Genomic DNA, 16508 nt, shown 5'->3' on the forward strand with positions numbered 1-16508 from the left:
TACTTAAGAATTAATAAACTTACTAACGGTATCTTCGGCCTCCAAAAGTGCTTGTTTTAAAGTATCATTAACAATAATTGTGTCAAATAACGGCGCAGTAGCTAATTCTGCTGAAGCTTTAGCAACTCGCATATTTATTTTGTCATCGCTTTCTGTTTTACGTTTTTTAAGTCTTATTTTAAGCGCATCAATACTTGGGGGTTTTACAAAAATTGCTAACGTTTCATCAGGGTATTTGCGTTTAATACGTAGCCCGCCTGAAACATCAATATCAAAAATCACATTTTTACCTAATGCCCAAATGCGTTCTACTTCAGTTTTTAAAGTACCGTAAAAATTATCTCTATATACTTCTTCCCATTCCAAAAATTCATCGTTTTTTATTTTTGATTTAAATGCTTCTGTTGTTAAGAAATAATAATCCTTCCCATCAATTTCTTGTCCGCGTTTATCTCGTGATGTTGCAGATATAGAAAACTCTAAATCTAAATCTTTAACACCTAATAAATGCCTTACAATAGTAGTTTTTCCAGAACCAGAAGGTGCCGAAAACACAATAAGTTTACCTTGTTTTTTATCTGTATTCATATTTTCATTTCACTATTTACTGAGACAAAAAGGTGCAAATTAAATTATAGAACATTCAATAACTGTTCCTTAATTTTTTCAAGTTCATCTTTCATTTGTACTACCAATTGCTGCATTGCGGCATAATTACTTTTAGAGCCTATAGTGTTTATTTCTCTTCCCATTTCTTGACTAATAAACCCAAGCTTTTTTCCGTTAGAATCTTTAGAGTTTATAGATTCAATAAAATAATTAAGATGATTTTTTAAACGTACCTTTTCTTCTGTAATGTCAAATTTTTCAATGTAGTATACTAACTCCTGTTCAAAACGGTTTTCATCATATTTTTCTCTAAGTTCAGCAACACCCTTTTTAAGACGCTCTCTAACGCCTTCAACGCGCTCAGGATCCATTTTAATAACATCGTCTAAAATTTTATCTATACTTTTAATACGATTATTAAAATCTTTTTCTAAAACCTTACCTTCATTTAATCTGTGTTTTAGTAAATCTTCTATTGCTAAATCAATACCTTTTGAAATGGCTTGCCACTCATTATCATCAATTTCTTCTCTTACCGTATTTAGTGCATCAGGAAATTTAACAGCCATTTCCAATAGTTTAGCATCATCAGTATTTGCAATGGCTTTTAATTGAGAAATATATTGTTTTACAACGGGTGTATTTATTTGGGTTGATGTGTCTTCTGCAGTGGTTTCAACAAATATTGAAAAATCAACTTTACCACGTACCAATTTATCAGCTAAAGATTTTCTAATAGCTAATTCCTTCTCTCTGTAAATTGAGGGCATACGAGCATTTAAATCTAAATTTTTACTATTTAGAGATTTTAATTCGATTGTTATTTTTTTAGTTGGCAACTGTAAAACAGATTTTCCATAACCTGTCATTGAATAAATCATACAAAACATTTTAGAATTACAAAGGTAATTATGAAACAGTGAAAACGGATAAAATTGTGTTAAAAAAACACTTTGTACGAAACACAGTAGTATTAACGGCAATTAATAAATACTTTTGATAAAATTTAATTTTAATGAAATTGAAGTATTTGATACAATGTGCTATTATATGTTTTATAATAACTAGCGTGTTATGTTGTAAACATAAAGTTGAAGCAAACATAACTACAAGTGAAGTGCCTAAAGATAATTTTGAAACAGAGGGAAAAGAAGGATTTAAAGCAATAGACAAAGTAATAATAGATAGTCTTATAGCAAACCCACCGAAAGGTATGGTTTGGGTGCCAGCAGGTACTTTTTTACAAGGTGCAGTACCACAGGATAAAGAAGCTATGCAACACGAAAAACCACAACACCCAGTTAGTGTTAGTGGGTTTTTTATGGATATTACTGAAGTAACTAATAGCGATTTTAAGAAATTTGTAGACGAAACAGGTTATATAACATTAGCAGAAAGAGATTTAGATTGGGAAGAATTAAAAAAACAAGTTCCTGAGGGTACACCAAAACCACATGATAGTGTACTTAAACCAGGCTCTTTATTATTTAAAAAAACAAAATCTTCTGTTCCTAATTTATATGATTTTTCACAATGGTGGCGGTGGACAATTGGTGCGAATTGGAGGCATCCAGCAGGACCAAATAGTGATTTAAAAGAAAAAATGAATCACCCTGTTGTACATGTTAGTTATGGAGACGCTAAAGCATATTGTACATGGGCTGGAAAACGTTTACCAACAGAAGCAGAATGGGAATATGCAGCTAGAGGTAAACAAAAAAACACTATTTATTTTTGGGGAGATGATAAATTTAAATTGCCTAGAATGGTAAATAGTTGGGAAGGAGAATTTCCTGTAAGTAATACTTTAGAAGATGGATTTGAAAGAACAGCTCCTGTTAAAACTTATACACCAAACGCTTTTGGACTATACGAAATGGCAGGTAATGTTTGGGAAATAACAGGTGATTGGTATAATTTAGAATATTACAACACTCTAACGTCCTCAGGCAACATTGCAGATAACCCTAAAGGTGCATCCAAACCCTTTAATCCAAATAATCCATTAATTAAAGAGATAATTATTAAAGGTGGTTCTTTTTTGTGTAGCGATTCTTATTGCGCTAGTTATAGAGTGTCTTCTAGAATGGGTAATAGTATAGATTCTTCTTCAGAACATGTAGGGTTTAGAACTGTAGTTACTCCCGATATGTTGTTGAAGTAATATAGTATGATTTAATGAAATTACATAAAAAAAGGTAAACTTTAAGTTTACCTTTTGTACTCAAGGTGGTAATAAACACCCTTAATGTCTTCTAATTTTTATTTATAATAAAACCGTTGTTATCTCTTTGTTTTTAATGCCTTGTTAATAATTTAGGTTAATAAGTTATTAAAATAGATTAAGCTAAATTAAATAAAATTAAGTATTTTTCGGCAAGAATTCGGCAAAATATTTCATTAGTGAACGTAAAATACTTCATAGTTAAAGGTAAAAAAAAATATTTAAGTGTTTACGTGCGCTTCTGGGATAGTAATAGAATAGATCAAAAAACTAGAACGGGAATTAGTGTTGTTTTTGATAATTGGTCTCAAAAAAAGCAAAGAATTAAGGTTAAGGCAAATATTGACAATAAAGCGGATGAGCTTAACAGTAATTTAATAAAGCTTGAAGACTTTATTATTAATAAATATAACTTAGACAATGCTAATAGACAAACTATAACAAAAACATGGCTTAAAGATGCTGTAATTGAGTTTTTTGGAAGAGTTCCTGAAAATGAAGAATACAAAGTTTATTTAGTATCATGGGTTGAAAAATTCATTAAAGAAGCACCAAAAAGATTATACAGGGGAAAACTTATAAAACCTAGATCTGTTAAAAATTATCAATCGGCTTTAAATAAACTTATTGCTTTTGAAGCACACCAGGAGAAGCGATATCGGTTTGAAGATATTAATTTAAACTTTCATCAAGAATTTGTAACATATTGTAGAGATGTAGCTAAACTTAATGACAACTCTATTGGTTCAATTATATCTCGAATTAAAACGTTTTGTAGAGAAATTGAAATGGATGGTTATACTGTAAATCCGCAATTTAAGAGTAGTAACTTTAATGCACCTAAAAATGAAACTTACGATACTTACTTAAATGAAGATGAAATTAACATTATTTTTAACCATGATTTTAGTGATAATGAAAGACTTGATAATGTTCGAGATTTATTTATAATAGGATTAAGAACAGGATTACGTGTTTCTGACTTTTTAAGAATTAATACAGATAATATTTTAGATAATAATGTTTTCAATATTACTACTACAAAAACACGACAAAACTTAACAATACCCATACACCCACAATTTCAAAGTGTTTTAGATAAAAGAAATGGACGTTTTCCTAATAGGATATCAGATCAAAAATTTAATAAATACATAAAAGATGTATGTGAAGCTGTTGGAATAAATAAGCCAACTTTTGGGTCAATAATGAATCCAGAAACTAAGCGAAAAGAAGCTAAAATTTATCCAAAACATAAATTGATCTCAAGCCATTGTTGTAGGCGAAGTTTCTCTAGCAATCTTTATAAAGCTGGGTTTGAAATTCCTGTAATTATGAAAGCTACAGGGCATAAATCCGAAGCGCAATTCATAAGGTATATAAAATTATCTCAAGATGAGCATATAGAAAAATTGAGTGAATATTGGGGAAAAACAGAAAAAAACAGAAAAGCAGTATGAATTTTGAATTTAAGTTTAAAGGAGTTTTAAAGGGGACCAGTTTTGATATGATAGATTCCAAAGCTATAAAGATGTTGGTCGATACTGGTGTTTATTATGAGTGTAGTGATTTTAATAAGTGTTTTTATACTAATGAAAATGACTTTAAAATAGGAAAAGATTTTGCTTACGATGGCAAAAATTATTCTATTAGCGATGATGTTCTTTATGAGATATATAAATTAATGGAGTTTGAATGTGAATTTATTTGTGATTTCTATGAAGAAAAAAAAATAATTGATGTTAGATTAGTACAATTTTTTAGAGATAAACAAAAGATTGAATTTCTTGAAGATTTATATGAACAAACTTTAGCTATAATTGAAACGGATTTCAGCTATTTAAGCTACATAGGGGAGGATAGTAAATATACTTGGCAAGAATATGTTTTTGAATATATTAGATTGGAGCATGCATTAATAGAAAAACACTTAAATAACGAATTTTATGAGTTTTATGATGACAATAAATTATTTTCAATTAAATCTAAATCATTATTTTATAAAATCATGCCCAATTTATACGAACTCATTCAACTTCAAAATCATACCCCTATTATCCGTAATAATGATTCTAGGAAATTTGAAATTGTTTTAAAATGGCACAAATTTAAAGAAGTTAAAGAAATTTCTAGTTATTGTTTGAATCGAATAGAAGCATTAGGAAAAGAAACAACTTGTAGTAAAACTAATCAAAACACACTTTCAAATAGGAATAAGAAAAAGTTGCGGTTTACTACAATAAAACAAGTGGCGTTGTTTGAAGACTTAATGAAAATTGAAAGTGGAAAATGGGATAATCTTTCCGCAACAAAAAAAGGAGAGGTTTTAGAACCGTTATTTGATAAAAATGCCGATAATATTAAAACTCATTACTTGTCTTTTGAGAAGACTCCTTCAGAACATATAAAGTTAAGCCAAAAATCTGTTAGAGACTTTTTGAATTCCAAATTTAATGTAGCGGGGTAGTCTGTGGGGTTACCCTAACGCATTAAACACTCAAAACACCATTTAAGTTTGCTTGTATAAAATAAAAATACAAGGCAATGGCAAAACAAATTCTTCAAATTGAAAACGAGGAGTCGAAAGAATACCTCGATAAAATAGAAAACAGATTTAAGTCAGTTTTACATAAATTTTATAAAGAATTAGGTGGTAGGAATGCTGATCGTGAAATTCTACTAACTAGAGAAGAAACGGCAAAACTACTTTCAATATCCTTGCCAACCTTATGGAAATACACAAAAGATGACGTAATACCAGCTTATCGTATTGGGTCTAAAGTGAGGTACAAGAAAAGTGAAATACTACTCGCTTTAAAAAAGATGAATCAATTTTAAAAAAAACAACCCCACCACATTACCACATGTGGTGGGGTTTAATATTATTTATAGCACCATAAGCAATAAACAGATGCAAGATACTAAAAAACTACAAGATTCAATAAGCAGTAATATTATTGATGGGTTAGATAAAGATTATAGAAATAAAAAAAATCCTTTTCCAATTGATGTTTTTCCTTTAGTGATAAGGGAGTTTATTCAAGAAATATCAAGAACATTAGATTTAAATAAAGATTTTCTTTGCGGTTCTGCATTAGTTGCGCTAAGTACCGCTATAGGGAATCTGTTTACTTTAAAAATAAAGGAAGGCTATAATCAGAAATGTATTCTTTGGCTTGTTATAATTGGTAGTGCTGGTGATGGAAAAAGTCCCTCAATGAAACTACCTATGAAACCACTTAGAAATTTTGAATCTAAAGAATATGATAAATATATTCTTGCTCTAAAGCAATGGGAATCAATTCCCGAAAACCCGGACCCAAAACCAGAATTTAAAACTAGAATATTAGAAGATTTAACATTTGAAACTATAGGTAAAGAACATAAGAAAAATAAAAATGGATTATGTATTTATTCGGATGAGATTTTAAGTTGGTTAAATGGTTTTGGTAGATATAGCGGTTCTTCTGAAGAAAACAATTATTTAAGTTTATGGAATGGTTGGGAATTAAAAATTAATAGGAAAACTAATGGTAATAATGTTTTTATTAAACACTCTTTTTTAAATGTTATTGGGGGTACACAAAGAGCGAGATTAAAAGAGTTATTCAAAGGAGATAGAAAGAATAGCGGTTTTTTGGATAGAATATTGTTTTGTTATCCTGAAGATGTTTTACCAATTAAACTTAACAAAAAAAAGGCAAACCCCATAGTCTTTTCAAATTATGAAGCTTTATTTAAGAGAATTTTTGAGTTATATAATGATGATAAATTTCTAACAGAAATTGAATATACAAACGAAGCATTTGATAGAGCTTGTGATTGGGAAAACGAAATAACTCAAAAATATTTGAATGATGAGGAAGCATTAATTTCTATGGCCAGTAAGTTAAAATCCTATTGCCACAGAATAGCTTTGCTTATTGAAGTAGTGGATAATATTTCTTTAGATAAAAATATAAGAAGCGTTTCAATTTCTAGCCTAGAAAAGTCTATACTTCTTATTGAATATTTTGAAAGAACAGCTATAAAAGTTAAAGAAAAAGGAGATTCGCCACTAGAGGGAATCGGTACGAACCAAAAAAAACTATTTCAAAAACTACCTAGTAAGTTCAAAACTCAAGACGCAATAGAAATAGGTACAAGTCTTAAAATAAGTGATTCCACTATTAAAAGAGCTATTAAGAATGAAAAACTATATACTAAAGCTGGTCATGGGAATTACATTAAAAAAGATTTTTAGTATGAACTTTTTGAACTTTTAACACTTAAAAACCATTTATGTAATGTTTACGGGGCTTGATTATGGAAAATAAAATGTCATAATTGGTTCAGTAGTGTCAAAAATTAATTCAGTAGAAAATAAAAAAATGACATTATTGATATTATTAAGACATTATTAAAAATCAAGTTTCTCTACTGTTTTAAGGTGTTTTTAGTGTGTTTGTGTCATAAGTTCAAAAAAGTCATTTATGTCAAATTATAGATTTACATTAGAAGCTACTTCAAAAAAATATGTTTGCCCAAACTGTAATAAAAAACGGTTTGTTCGATATGTTGACACGCAAGAGAATATCTATGTGGGTGATAAAGTTGGTCGATGTGATAGAGAGTTTAATTGTGGGTATCACCTAACTCCAAAAGATTTTTATAAAAATAATGGAACTTTAGTGGGTCATACTAAATATTCTGGCGAAACAATTAAACCTAAAGTCAGGAAAATCAGTAGTCTTGAAAAATATTTAATTTCTAAACACGGCAATAGCTTCAAGAAAAATAATTTCATTCAATCATTGAAAATGATTTTCAATGATGAACAAATTAAACAAATAATATCTAAATACCTTTTAGGAACTACATCAAACCCATGGCAGGGGTCAGTAATTTTTTGGCAAATTGACGATAAACAAAGGGTGCGTTCTGGGAAAATTATTAATTACAATAGGATTACTGGAAATAGAATTAAAAAGCCATATAATCATGTGAGTTGGATTCATAAAACATTAAAAATTAAGGATTTTAATTTAGGGCAATGCTTATTCGGCTTACATTTAATAAATGAATTTCCAAACAAGCCAATAGCGATTGTTGAAAGCGAGAAGTCTGCGTGTATAATGAGTGTTATTTACCCTAAATTTTTATGGCTATCGTGTGGTTCATTATCCAATATTAATATTCGCCTATTTGAACCCATAAGGTCAAAGGATATAGTTTTATATCCAGACTTATCTATAAAAAATAAAAGGAATCAAAATGCTTTTGATTTATGGGTAGATAAAGCCAATATATTATACTCTGAAGGTTTTAAAATAACCGTATCTAAATTTCTTTATAAAATTACTCCATATTCAGGTAAAGAAAACGGTTTTGATATAGCAGATTATTTTATAAGTGAAATTAAAGAGGGTAAATTTTTATTACCTGAAAAAAATATAAAGGAAATGCCTGTTGTAAGGATGTTGACTAAAAATCAAAAAATAATACAAAAGATGATATCAAAAAATCAAGCAGTTAAATTACTTATAAAAACCTTTGATCTTGACACTGATAATATCTTGTAGTTTGTATGATATTAATACTAAAAAGACAATTTAGCGTACCGGTTGAAAAATCAGAGCCGTTAAAGCGTGCTAAATTGCCTTCTAGTTCAAAAGAACAAAACAAAAGTACAAAAAACACCTAAGAGTTTGTTGTGTGGTGTGTAAGAAAGTCGGTAAAATCTCGTTCTTAGTAAAAATACACCACCAAAAAGGTGTGGTGTTCTGGGTAAACATTCAATATAATACCTAAAACCAAAGTAATACAGTATTTATGACTAAACCACACACCACATATTTAATGGTGTGTGGTATGTATTTTATTAGTATTTCATAATAAATAGCAAAAAGATATTTCAAAACACACCACACAAACCAAAAAAATTAAACCCTTTTTAAGTATTAAAATACCTACAAATAATAATCATAAACTATTATAAATTAGATTATTATAGAATTAATTTATTATCTTTGAATAACCTTCTCAATTACCACTTTCAAAAAATATTTATTATGAATAATCAAGCAAATGGTCGTGGCCATAATATTTATCAGTTGGGGTTTTTCATTCCTCCAGTATATAACGGATTACATACCTACGTTGGAAAGGTAATGGATGCAAGTACTAATAAGCCATTATCGGCAGCTCATGTATATTATATAAAAAATGGTGATGAAATGGGTGTAATTACCAATCAAAAAGGAGAATTTACACTACTGGCAGAACCTAACGATTTAGTAATAATATCATTTTTGGGGTTTGAAACAATTGAAGCTAGAGCTTCAGAACTAAATCAAATTGAATATATGCAACCAAAATATGAACAGCTTAATGAAGTAAATATTACCAATAAAAAAGGAGATCCTAAAAACAATACCATACTTTATTTAGGTCTTGGTGTGTTGGGAATTGTTCTTGGTTATTCATTGGTCGATAGTAAAAACAATAAATCGGTTTAGTTATGGAATCAAAAGCAGTTACTCTAATCAAGAACACTAAAAATAAAGATTTAGTGGGAAAAGCTAAAAACACCATCAAAAAAACTGGTGAGTACGTAGAAAGCAATCCTAAGCAAACACTATATGTGGTTTTGGGTGTTGTAGGCTTGGTGTTGGGGTACAAAATATATAAAAGCGCATCAAAAGGTATTGATAGAGTTTTTAATGGAGATAGTGATATTGATAACCAAGTAGATGATGTTGGCGGTAATACAAGTAATGCAACAATAAGCAATCAAGCTGCAAATAATTATGCTCAACAGCTCTTAGATGCAATGAACGTTAAAAGACCTATTTACGGCACAGATACTGATACCATTGATTTGGTTTTTGATAGGCTAATGAATGGGGATGATTATATGAAGGTGTATCTGGCTTTTGGTAAAAAGGATTACAATGGTTACAATTCACCACCTGAAGGTTTCTGGAGTAACTTTGATAGTTATGAAAAGAGAGATTTAAACTATTGGCTTCAAAGTGAACTTTCAAGTTTTTTTGAACCAACGTTATACAACAAAGTTAGAACACGCGTAGAAAGTACAGGAGTGTTCGTTTTTTAATGACTATGGTTTTAGAATCCAAACATAAAATGCATTTGAATAGCCAACGTTTCTTTAATAAAGAAATCTTTGAAGAAATGAACTCAAGGAGTCAACGGACAGTTAGGTATTCACCTCTTTATGAGTCTTTAATGCATCCAAATAATTGTGAGGTGGTAAAAGTTATCTCTCATCAGCACCCTGGTTATGCTTCGAAACATGAATTACATAAATGGATCAAAGAAAACTCTAGTCAAACACATCACCTGTCTAAGTGCTTAAAAGGTAATACATTACTAGAAACAGTTGACAGTATCCAACAATTCTTATATAATCATATTAGTTATTACACAGATCCAGATAATTATGTGATGAAAAGTCCAGAGTGTATATGGGCAAGTAAAAAAGCGGATTGTATGGGCTTCACAACTTTTGCAAGCTCTATTTTATTAAATTTAGGTATTAAACATTATTTAAGGTCTGTCATTACTCAGGACAAATATCCACACATTTATGTAGTAATACCTAAAGAGCAACATAAAGGATATCTGAGCAAAAAAGCAAAATTGAAGAAAGACTATTATATCATCGAAGGAACAACGAAAACTAATGAAAAGGAATATTATGATCGGGTAATACACGATCTATTTATGGATGGTAGTTTAACACATCAACCAGACATTCCTTCAATGGAGGAGATGTATGGTATCGGAAAAAATTCGAACAAAAAAATAGTTCTTTACGGTCTACTTTTGTTAGGTACAGCAATTTTAATGAAAAAAATATAAAAATTAACTCCTACGTCATTTAAACAACTCATCTATTTTAAACCCTTCTAACGAAAGTTTGTAAAACTTATTAATTTTTAATCATTAATTATATGTACTGATTTTAGCAAATTATCCTCTCCAATTTTAATATTGGAATGATTAACAATACTAAAACATAAATACACCACAATTTATGTGTGTGGTGTGTTTTAAAATAGTATTCACTTATCCGTTTATTATAGAATTGACTGATTTAATTATTACATCTTCAGATTTTTGTATTTCGAAATGGTGAGTTATACTCAATATAATTTCATTTCGCAATTCATTCAACTTCTTTAAGTAAACGTCAGGGTTAAGTATTATTTGTTTAGAAATAAGTAGATCTAATCTTCTACTGTAGTGATTTGTAAATTCTGGATTTTTTTTATTATCAAAAAGTTTTTCTGCTTTAATTCTTTTCCTTTTTTCAATTCTAAGATAAAGTTCATCTCTTTCTAAATCTTTTTCAGATTGTATTAATTTCTCTTGTAGTCTTTTGTAACGTTGTTCTTTAGATTCCATAGATATGTTTTTTTGTTAATATCGGCAATAAATCGGCAAAATATAAAAACAAAAACCGTAATTATTTGTATTTCAAATAATTACGGTTTTATTAAGTACTCAAGGTGGGAATCGAACCCACACTTCCGAAGAAACTGGATTTTGAATCCAGCGCGTCTACCAATTCCGCCACTTGAGCAATTTTGGATTGCAAAAATAATTTTTTTTATTGAAATACAATCAAAATTACATGGAATAAACTTTTCAGGTTAAAATAAATGTCTAAATTTGCACCTCGTTAAAAAAAAGTATTCATTAAATACTAAAAAACAACTAGTTAACCATGGGTGTTGTAAAAACTGAAGCTAAAATTTTTGCTTGTACGCAAAGTACAGTCCTAGGTGAGAAAATTGCTAAAGCTTTTGGTACAGAATTAGGTAAGGTAATTACGTCTACATATAGTGATGGCGAATTTCAACCCTCTTACGAAGAATCTATTCGTGGTACTAGAATTTTTATAATTGGTTCAACTAATCCTGAACCAAGAAATTTAATGGAAATGTTGTTAATGATTGATGCAGCTAAACGTGCATCTGCAAGACATATTACTGCAGTAATGCCGTATTTTGGTTGGGCAAGGCAAGACAGAAAAGATAAACCTCGTGTGCCTATAGCAGCTAAATTGGTAGCTAAAATGCTTGAAGCTGCTGGGGCTACAAGGATAATTACCATGGATTTACATGCAGACCAAATTCAAGGGTTTTTTGAAAAACCAGTGGATCATTTATATGCTTCTATTATATTTTTACCCTACTTAAGGAGTTTAAATTTACCAAACCTAACGGTGGCTTCTCCTGATATGGGTGGTTCTAAAAGAGCTTATGCTTATTCTAAAGCTTTAGAGAGTGATGTTGTTATTTGTTACAAGCAACGCGCAAAAGCTAATGTGATATCTCATATGGAGTTAATTGGAGATGTTACAGGTAAAAATGTGGTTTTAGTAGATGATATGGTTGATACTGCAGGAACATTAACAAAAGCAGCTGATTTAATGATGGAACGTGGTGCTCTAAGTGTTAGAGCAATATGTACACATCCTATTTTATCAGGGAATGCATACGAGAGGCTAGAAAATTCTAAACTAGAAGAATTAATTGTTACAGACTCTATTCCTTTAACACAGAAAAGTGATAAAATAAGAGTGTTAAGTTGTTCAGATTTATTTGCTGAAGTCATGGACAAAGTGCATCACAACAGATCAATCAGTTCAAAATTCGTGATGTAACTCATCACAATGATAATAGAATATTAATTAAATTATTTATATAAACAATTATGAAAACAAAATGAATTATAAATTTCTAGATCACCTTTAAACTTATATTCAATGTGTTTGCATAATACAATTTAACAACAATAAATTAGAATTTATGAAATCAATTACAATCAACGGATCTCAAAGAGAAAGCGTGGGCAAAAAAGCAACAAAAGCCTTACGTAATGCTGGTCAGGTTCCTTGCGTATTATACGGAGGAGACAAGCCAGTGCATTTCTCTGCACCAGAATTAGCTTTCTCAAAACTTGTATACACGCCAAACGCGCATACAGTTGTGATTGAGCTTAGCAATGGAGAAACTTTAAACGCAGTACTCCAAGATATTCAATTTCATCCTGTAACTGATAATATTCTACATGTAGATTTCTATCAGTTATTTGATGATAAAGAAATTGCATTAAATATTCCAGTAAACCTTGTTGGTAATTCAAAAGGTGTTAAAAATGGTGGTGTTTTAAGAAAAAATAATAGAAAACTACGTATTAAGGCGCTTCCTGCTAACTTACCAGATTTTATAGAGATAGACATTACGCCTCTAAAAATTGGTGATAAAGTAGCTGTAGGTGATTTACCTGATGGAGACTATACATTTTTACATTCAGATAACACGGTAGTGTGCCAGATTAAAACTGCAAGAACTGCTATTGTTGATGATGAGGACGAAGAAGAAGAGGGTACAGAAGAAGGTGGTGCAGATGCTCCAGCAACTGAAGCAGCTGAAGCTTCTCAAGAATAAAATCAATTTTAATAATTGTAAAAAGCATCTCTTTTTAAGAGGTGCTTTTTTGTTGCAAAAAACCTTAAAAAACAACTTTATTTCTCAATTAAAAAATATATCTTTGCACGCGAAAACCAAAAGAGGCTTTTATCAATTAAGGCGCATAATTTAAACACATAAGTAATGTCTAAAGTTACAGGTAAAGTTGCACAAATAGTAGGACCAGTTATCGATGTAGAGTTCGTAGCAGGTTCTGAACTTCCAAAAATTTACGATTCATTAGAAATTAATAGACCAGACGGTTCAATCTTGGTATTAGAAGTACAATCTCACATTGGTGAAGATACAGTGCGTACTATTGCCATGGATTCTTCTGATGGTTTAAGTAGAGGGACTGAAGTTTCTGCAACAGGCGCTCCAATACAAATGCCAATTGGTGATGATGTATATGGACGTTTATTTAACGTAATTGGAGATGCAATTGATGGTTTAGGAGATTTGCCTAAAGCTGGTAAAGAAGGTTTACCTATACACAGGCAAGCACCTAGGTTTGAAGATTTATCAACATCTACAGAAGTTTTATTTACAGGGATTAAAGTTATCGATTTAATTGAACCTTATGCTAAAGGTGGTAAAATTGGTTTATTTGGTGGTGCTGGTGTAGGTAAAACAGTATTAATACAAGAGCTGATTAATAACATAGCAAAAGGTCACGGTGGTTTATCAGTATTTGCTGGTGTAGGTGAAAGAACGCGTGAAGGAAACGACCTTTTAAGAGAGATGTTAGAATCTGGAATTATCAAATATGGTGATGACTTTTTACATTCTATGGAAGAAGGTGGATGGGATTTATCTAAAGTAGATAAATCTGCAATGAAAGATTCTAAAGCAACTTTCGTATTCGGACAAATGAATGAGCCTCCTGGAGCTCGTGCTCGTGTAGCACTTTCAGGATTAACTATAGCAGAATATTTTCGTGATGGCGCTGGTGATGGACAAGGTAAAGATGTATTATTTTTCGTTGATAATATCTTCCGTTTTACACAAGCTGGTTCTGAGGTGTCTGCGTTACTAGGGCGTATGCCATCTGCGGTAGGTTACCAACCTACATTAGCAACAGAGATGGGTGCAATGCAAGAACGTATTACATCAACTAAAAAGGGATCTATTACATCTGTACAAGCGGTTTACGTGCCTGCGGATGATTTAACCGATCCTGCTCCTGCTACAACTTTTGCACACTTAGATGCAACGACAGTACTGTCTCGTAAAATTGCAGAGCTTGGTATTTATCCTGCGGTAGATCCATTAGATTCTACATCAAGAATATTAACTGCTGATATCTTAGGAGCTGATCATTACGACTGTGCTCAAAGAGTAAAAGAGCTATTACAACGCTATAAAGAATTACAAGATATTATTGCTATTCTTGGTATGGAAGAATTATCTGAAGAAGATAAAATGGCAGTAGGTAGAGCAAGACGTGTACAGCGTTTCTTGTCACAACCCTTCCATGTTGCTGAACAGTTTACAGGTATACCAGGTGTTTTAGTAGATATTAAGGAAACAATAAAAGGGTTTAATATGATTATGGATGGTGAACTAGATCACTTACCTGAAGCAGCTTTTAACCTTAAAGGAACCATTGAAGAAGCTATCGAGGCTGGAGAGAAAATGTTAGCTGAGGCGTAGTCGAAGCTAATGCTGAACTTGTTTCAGTATCTCTATAATTGAAACTAGAACAAACATTAAAAAGACCCTGAACTAAATTTAGGGTAGTAAAACAAGTTTTACTATGTATTTAGAAATTGTATCACCTGAAGCTACATTATTTACTGGAGAAGTAGATGCTGTTGCTGTTCCTGGTATTAATGGTGAGTTCGAAATGCTCAAAGACCATGCGCCTACCGTATCATTATTAAAGGCGGGTAATGTTAAAATATCTGGAAGTATTACTTTAGATGAAAACGTAGCAGCTAAATTTATAAAAAAGGATAATGGATTTTGGTTACCAATACACTCTGGCACTCTAGAAATGAAAGACAATAAAATTATTGTACTTGCGGACTAATATCCAATTTAAATATATAAAAAAGCCCCAAAACAAACTGTTTTGGGGCTTTTCATTTCAACTAACTAAATAAAAATAAAGGTTTAAAAAATAATAACCAGTACGTTTATAGCAATGGTTGCAATTACTAAAATTGCTAGACCAATTGCTAATGAGGTGTCCAGCAAAGTCTCTGTTGTTTTCATAATGGATTAATAATGAGGTTAGGGTCCTTTAAGATGTTAATTAAAGTTAACTTATACTTAAAAAAATAAAGATTAAGCTAATTATTACCTAAAAGGATTTGATTAATAGCTGCTGTAAAAATATAAGTTAGAACTTAAAATAAAAATACGCAGTAGTACGTATTTTTTATTTATTTCAATTAGTCATAAAATGCAAGAGCCCTAGATTTTTCAATCTAGGACTCCAATAATTCTCCCTAAGAACTAATTAATAGCACTGTAAAGGTAATTGATGTAAAGGTTAAAAAAAATACGTACTTGTACGTATATTATAAAAAAGACTTATTTATAGTAGACCAAATAAACAATGACGTTGGTTTATTATCTAAATTTAATTTGGATAAAATATTGCTTCTATGTTTATCTACTGTACGGGGTGATATTGAAAGCTCGTTTGCTATTTCTTGAGATGTTTTACTGTCGGAGATTAGCGTTACAATTTTAAGTTCAGACTTTGTAAGCAGTTCTAATTCTTTTGGCCTTTTATTACTATTGTGCTTCAAGTAATTTGCTATTTCTTCACTAAAATAAGGTTTATTATTTTCTACATGAGAAATACAAGTTTCTATTTCTTCAATAGCAAATTCTTTTAAAATGTAACCATAAACTCCAAACTCTAATGCTTTATCGTAGATTTCCTCTTCCTTATCAAACGTAATTAGAATAACTTTTGTAGGCAAGTTATGTTTTTGTACTTCTTCTGCAATTTCTAAGCCAGTTTTATAGGGCATTCTTATATCAAGAATTGCAATTTTTGGTTTCAATTTAACAATAAGATTATAAGCGTTTTTTCCATCTTCTGCACTTCCTAAGATATTGTAACCCTTAGAAGTTAAAAAGTCTGTTAAACCACGAAGCATTAGCGGATGGTCATCAGCTATTACTATAGATGTTTGCATTTATATTAGGGATATATGCTATTAATAACTTGTAAAGCG

General features: G+C 30.6%; 17 protein-coding genes and 1 tRNA gene. 13 read left to right on the forward strand and 5 right to left on the reverse strand.

Annotation, left to right across the window (positions count from 1 at the left end):
* Positions 1 to 3 precede the first annotated feature (3 nt).
* Together gmk and ACKGJY_RS14465 are read right to left on the reverse strand one after the other, a co-directional pair.
* Positions 4 to 588: a guanylate kinase gene (gmk, locus tag ACKGJY_RS14460; RefSeq protein ID WP_413974612.1), complete on the reverse strand. Its 585-nt coding sequence runs from the start codon at positions 586 to 588 to the stop codon at positions 4 to 6.
* A gap of 44 nt (positions 589 to 632) precedes the next feature.
* Positions 633 to 1490 (reverse strand): YicC/YloC family endoribonuclease, encoded by an 858-nt coding sequence (locus ACKGJY_RS14465; RefSeq protein ID WP_413974613.1) that lies wholly within the window; start codon positions 1488 to 1490, stop codon positions 633 to 635.
* A 134-nt stretch (positions 1491 to 1624) separates the two neighbouring features.
* Here ACKGJY_RS14465 and ACKGJY_RS14470 point away from each other — a divergent pair, with 134 nt between their 5' ends.
* From ACKGJY_RS14470 to ACKGJY_RS14510, 9 genes are all read left to right on the forward strand, one after another.
* Positions 1625 to 2773, forward strand: coding sequence for a formylglycine-generating enzyme family protein (locus ACKGJY_RS14470; RefSeq protein WP_413974614.1), 1149 nt, complete (start codon positions 1625 to 1627; stop codon positions 2771 to 2773).
* A 239-nt stretch (positions 2774 to 3012) separates the two neighbouring features.
* Positions 3013 to 4293 (forward strand): tyrosine-type recombinase/integrase, encoded by a 1281-nt coding sequence (locus ACKGJY_RS14475; RefSeq protein WP_413974615.1) that lies wholly within the window; start codon positions 3013 to 3015, stop codon positions 4291 to 4293.
* Positions 4290 to 5300, forward strand: a complete 1011-nt coding sequence (locus ACKGJY_RS14480) for a hypothetical protein (protein WP_413974616.1) — start codon at positions 4290 to 4292, stop codon at positions 5298 to 5300. Before ACKGJY_RS14475 ends, ACKGJY_RS14480 begins: the two co-directional genes overlap by 4 nt.
* A gap of 77 nt (positions 5301 to 5377) precedes the next feature.
* Positions 5378 to 5671 carry a helix-turn-helix domain-containing protein gene (locus ACKGJY_RS14485; protein WP_413974617.1) on the forward strand — a complete coding sequence of 98 codons (294 nt, stop codon included), beginning with the start codon at positions 5378 to 5380 and terminating at the stop codon, positions 5669 to 5671.
* A gap of 73 nt (positions 5672 to 5744) precedes the next feature.
* Entirely contained in the window at positions 5745 to 7076 is a 1332-nt protein-coding gene (locus tag ACKGJY_RS14490; RefSeq protein ID WP_413974618.1) for a DUF3987 domain-containing protein, read from the forward strand.
* 229 nt (positions 7077 to 7305) lie between these two features.
* Positions 7306 to 8394 (forward strand): DUF6371 domain-containing protein, encoded by a 1089-nt coding sequence (locus ACKGJY_RS14495; protein WP_413974619.1) that lies wholly within the window; start codon positions 7306 to 7308, stop codon positions 8392 to 8394.
* Between the two features lie 489 nt (positions 8395 to 8883).
* A complete protein-coding gene (locus ACKGJY_RS14500; RefSeq protein WP_413974620.1) occupies positions 8884 to 9330 on the forward strand; it encodes a carboxypeptidase-like regulatory domain-containing protein in 447 nt (148 codons plus the stop codon).
* Between the two features lie 2 nt (positions 9331 to 9332).
* Positions 9333 to 9929, forward strand: coding sequence for a hypothetical protein (locus ACKGJY_RS14505; protein WP_413974621.1), 597 nt, complete (start codon positions 9333 to 9335; stop codon positions 9927 to 9929).
* A 35-nt stretch (positions 9930 to 9964) separates the two neighbouring features.
* Entirely contained in the window at positions 9965 to 10696 is a 732-nt protein-coding gene (locus tag ACKGJY_RS14510; protein WP_413974622.1) for a transglutaminase-like domain-containing protein, read from the forward strand.
* 207 nt (positions 10697 to 10903) lie between these two features.
* Here ACKGJY_RS14510 and ACKGJY_RS14515 read toward each other — a convergent pair whose 3' ends face one another.
* On the reverse strand, positions 10904 to 11242 hold the full coding sequence (locus ACKGJY_RS14515) for a hypothetical protein (protein WP_413974623.1): 339 nt from the start codon (positions 11240 to 11242) through the stop codon (positions 10904 to 10906).
* Positions 11243 to 11338: 96 nt separating this feature from the next.
* Positions 11339 to 11420 (reverse strand) — tRNA-Leu (locus ACKGJY_RS14520).
* A 144-nt stretch (positions 11421 to 11564) separates the two neighbouring features.
* Here ACKGJY_RS14520 and ACKGJY_RS14525 point away from each other — a divergent pair.
* The 4 genes from ACKGJY_RS14525 to ACKGJY_RS14540 all read left to right on the forward strand — a co-directional run bounded on the left by ACKGJY_RS14525 (position 11565) and on the right by ACKGJY_RS14540 (position 15346).
* Positions 11565 to 12506, forward strand: a complete 942-nt coding sequence (locus tag ACKGJY_RS14525) for a ribose-phosphate pyrophosphokinase (protein WP_413974624.1) — start codon at positions 11565 to 11567, stop codon at positions 12504 to 12506.
* A gap of 145 nt (positions 12507 to 12651) precedes the next feature.
* A complete protein-coding gene (locus ACKGJY_RS14530; protein ID WP_413974625.1) occupies positions 12652 to 13293 on the forward strand; it encodes a 50S ribosomal protein L25/general stress protein Ctc in 642 nt (213 codons plus the stop codon).
* A 165-nt stretch (positions 13294 to 13458) separates the two neighbouring features.
* Positions 13459 to 14967, forward strand: a complete 1509-nt coding sequence (gene atpD, locus ACKGJY_RS14535; protein WP_413974626.1) for a F0F1 ATP synthase subunit beta — start codon at positions 13459 to 13461, stop codon at positions 14965 to 14967.
* Positions 14968 to 15070: 103 nt separating this feature from the next.
* A complete protein-coding gene (locus tag ACKGJY_RS14540) occupies positions 15071 to 15346 on the forward strand; it encodes a F0F1 ATP synthase subunit epsilon (RefSeq protein ID WP_413974627.1) in 276 nt (91 codons plus the stop codon).
* Between the two features lie 493 nt (positions 15347 to 15839).
* On the opposite strand, the gene ACKGJY_RS14545 is transcribed toward ACKGJY_RS14540, so the two are convergent.
* Positions 15840 to 16469 carry a response regulator gene (locus ACKGJY_RS14545; RefSeq protein WP_413974628.1) on the reverse strand — a complete coding sequence of 210 codons (630 nt, stop codon included), beginning with the start codon at positions 16467 to 16469 and terminating at the stop codon, positions 15840 to 15842.
* Positions 16470 to 16508 lie beyond the last annotated feature (39 nt).

The organism is Hyunsoonleella sp. 2307UL5-6 (genome assembly GCF_047345485.1).
Lineage (GTDB): Bacteria > Bacteroidota > Bacteroidia > Flavobacteriales > Flavobacteriaceae > Jejuia.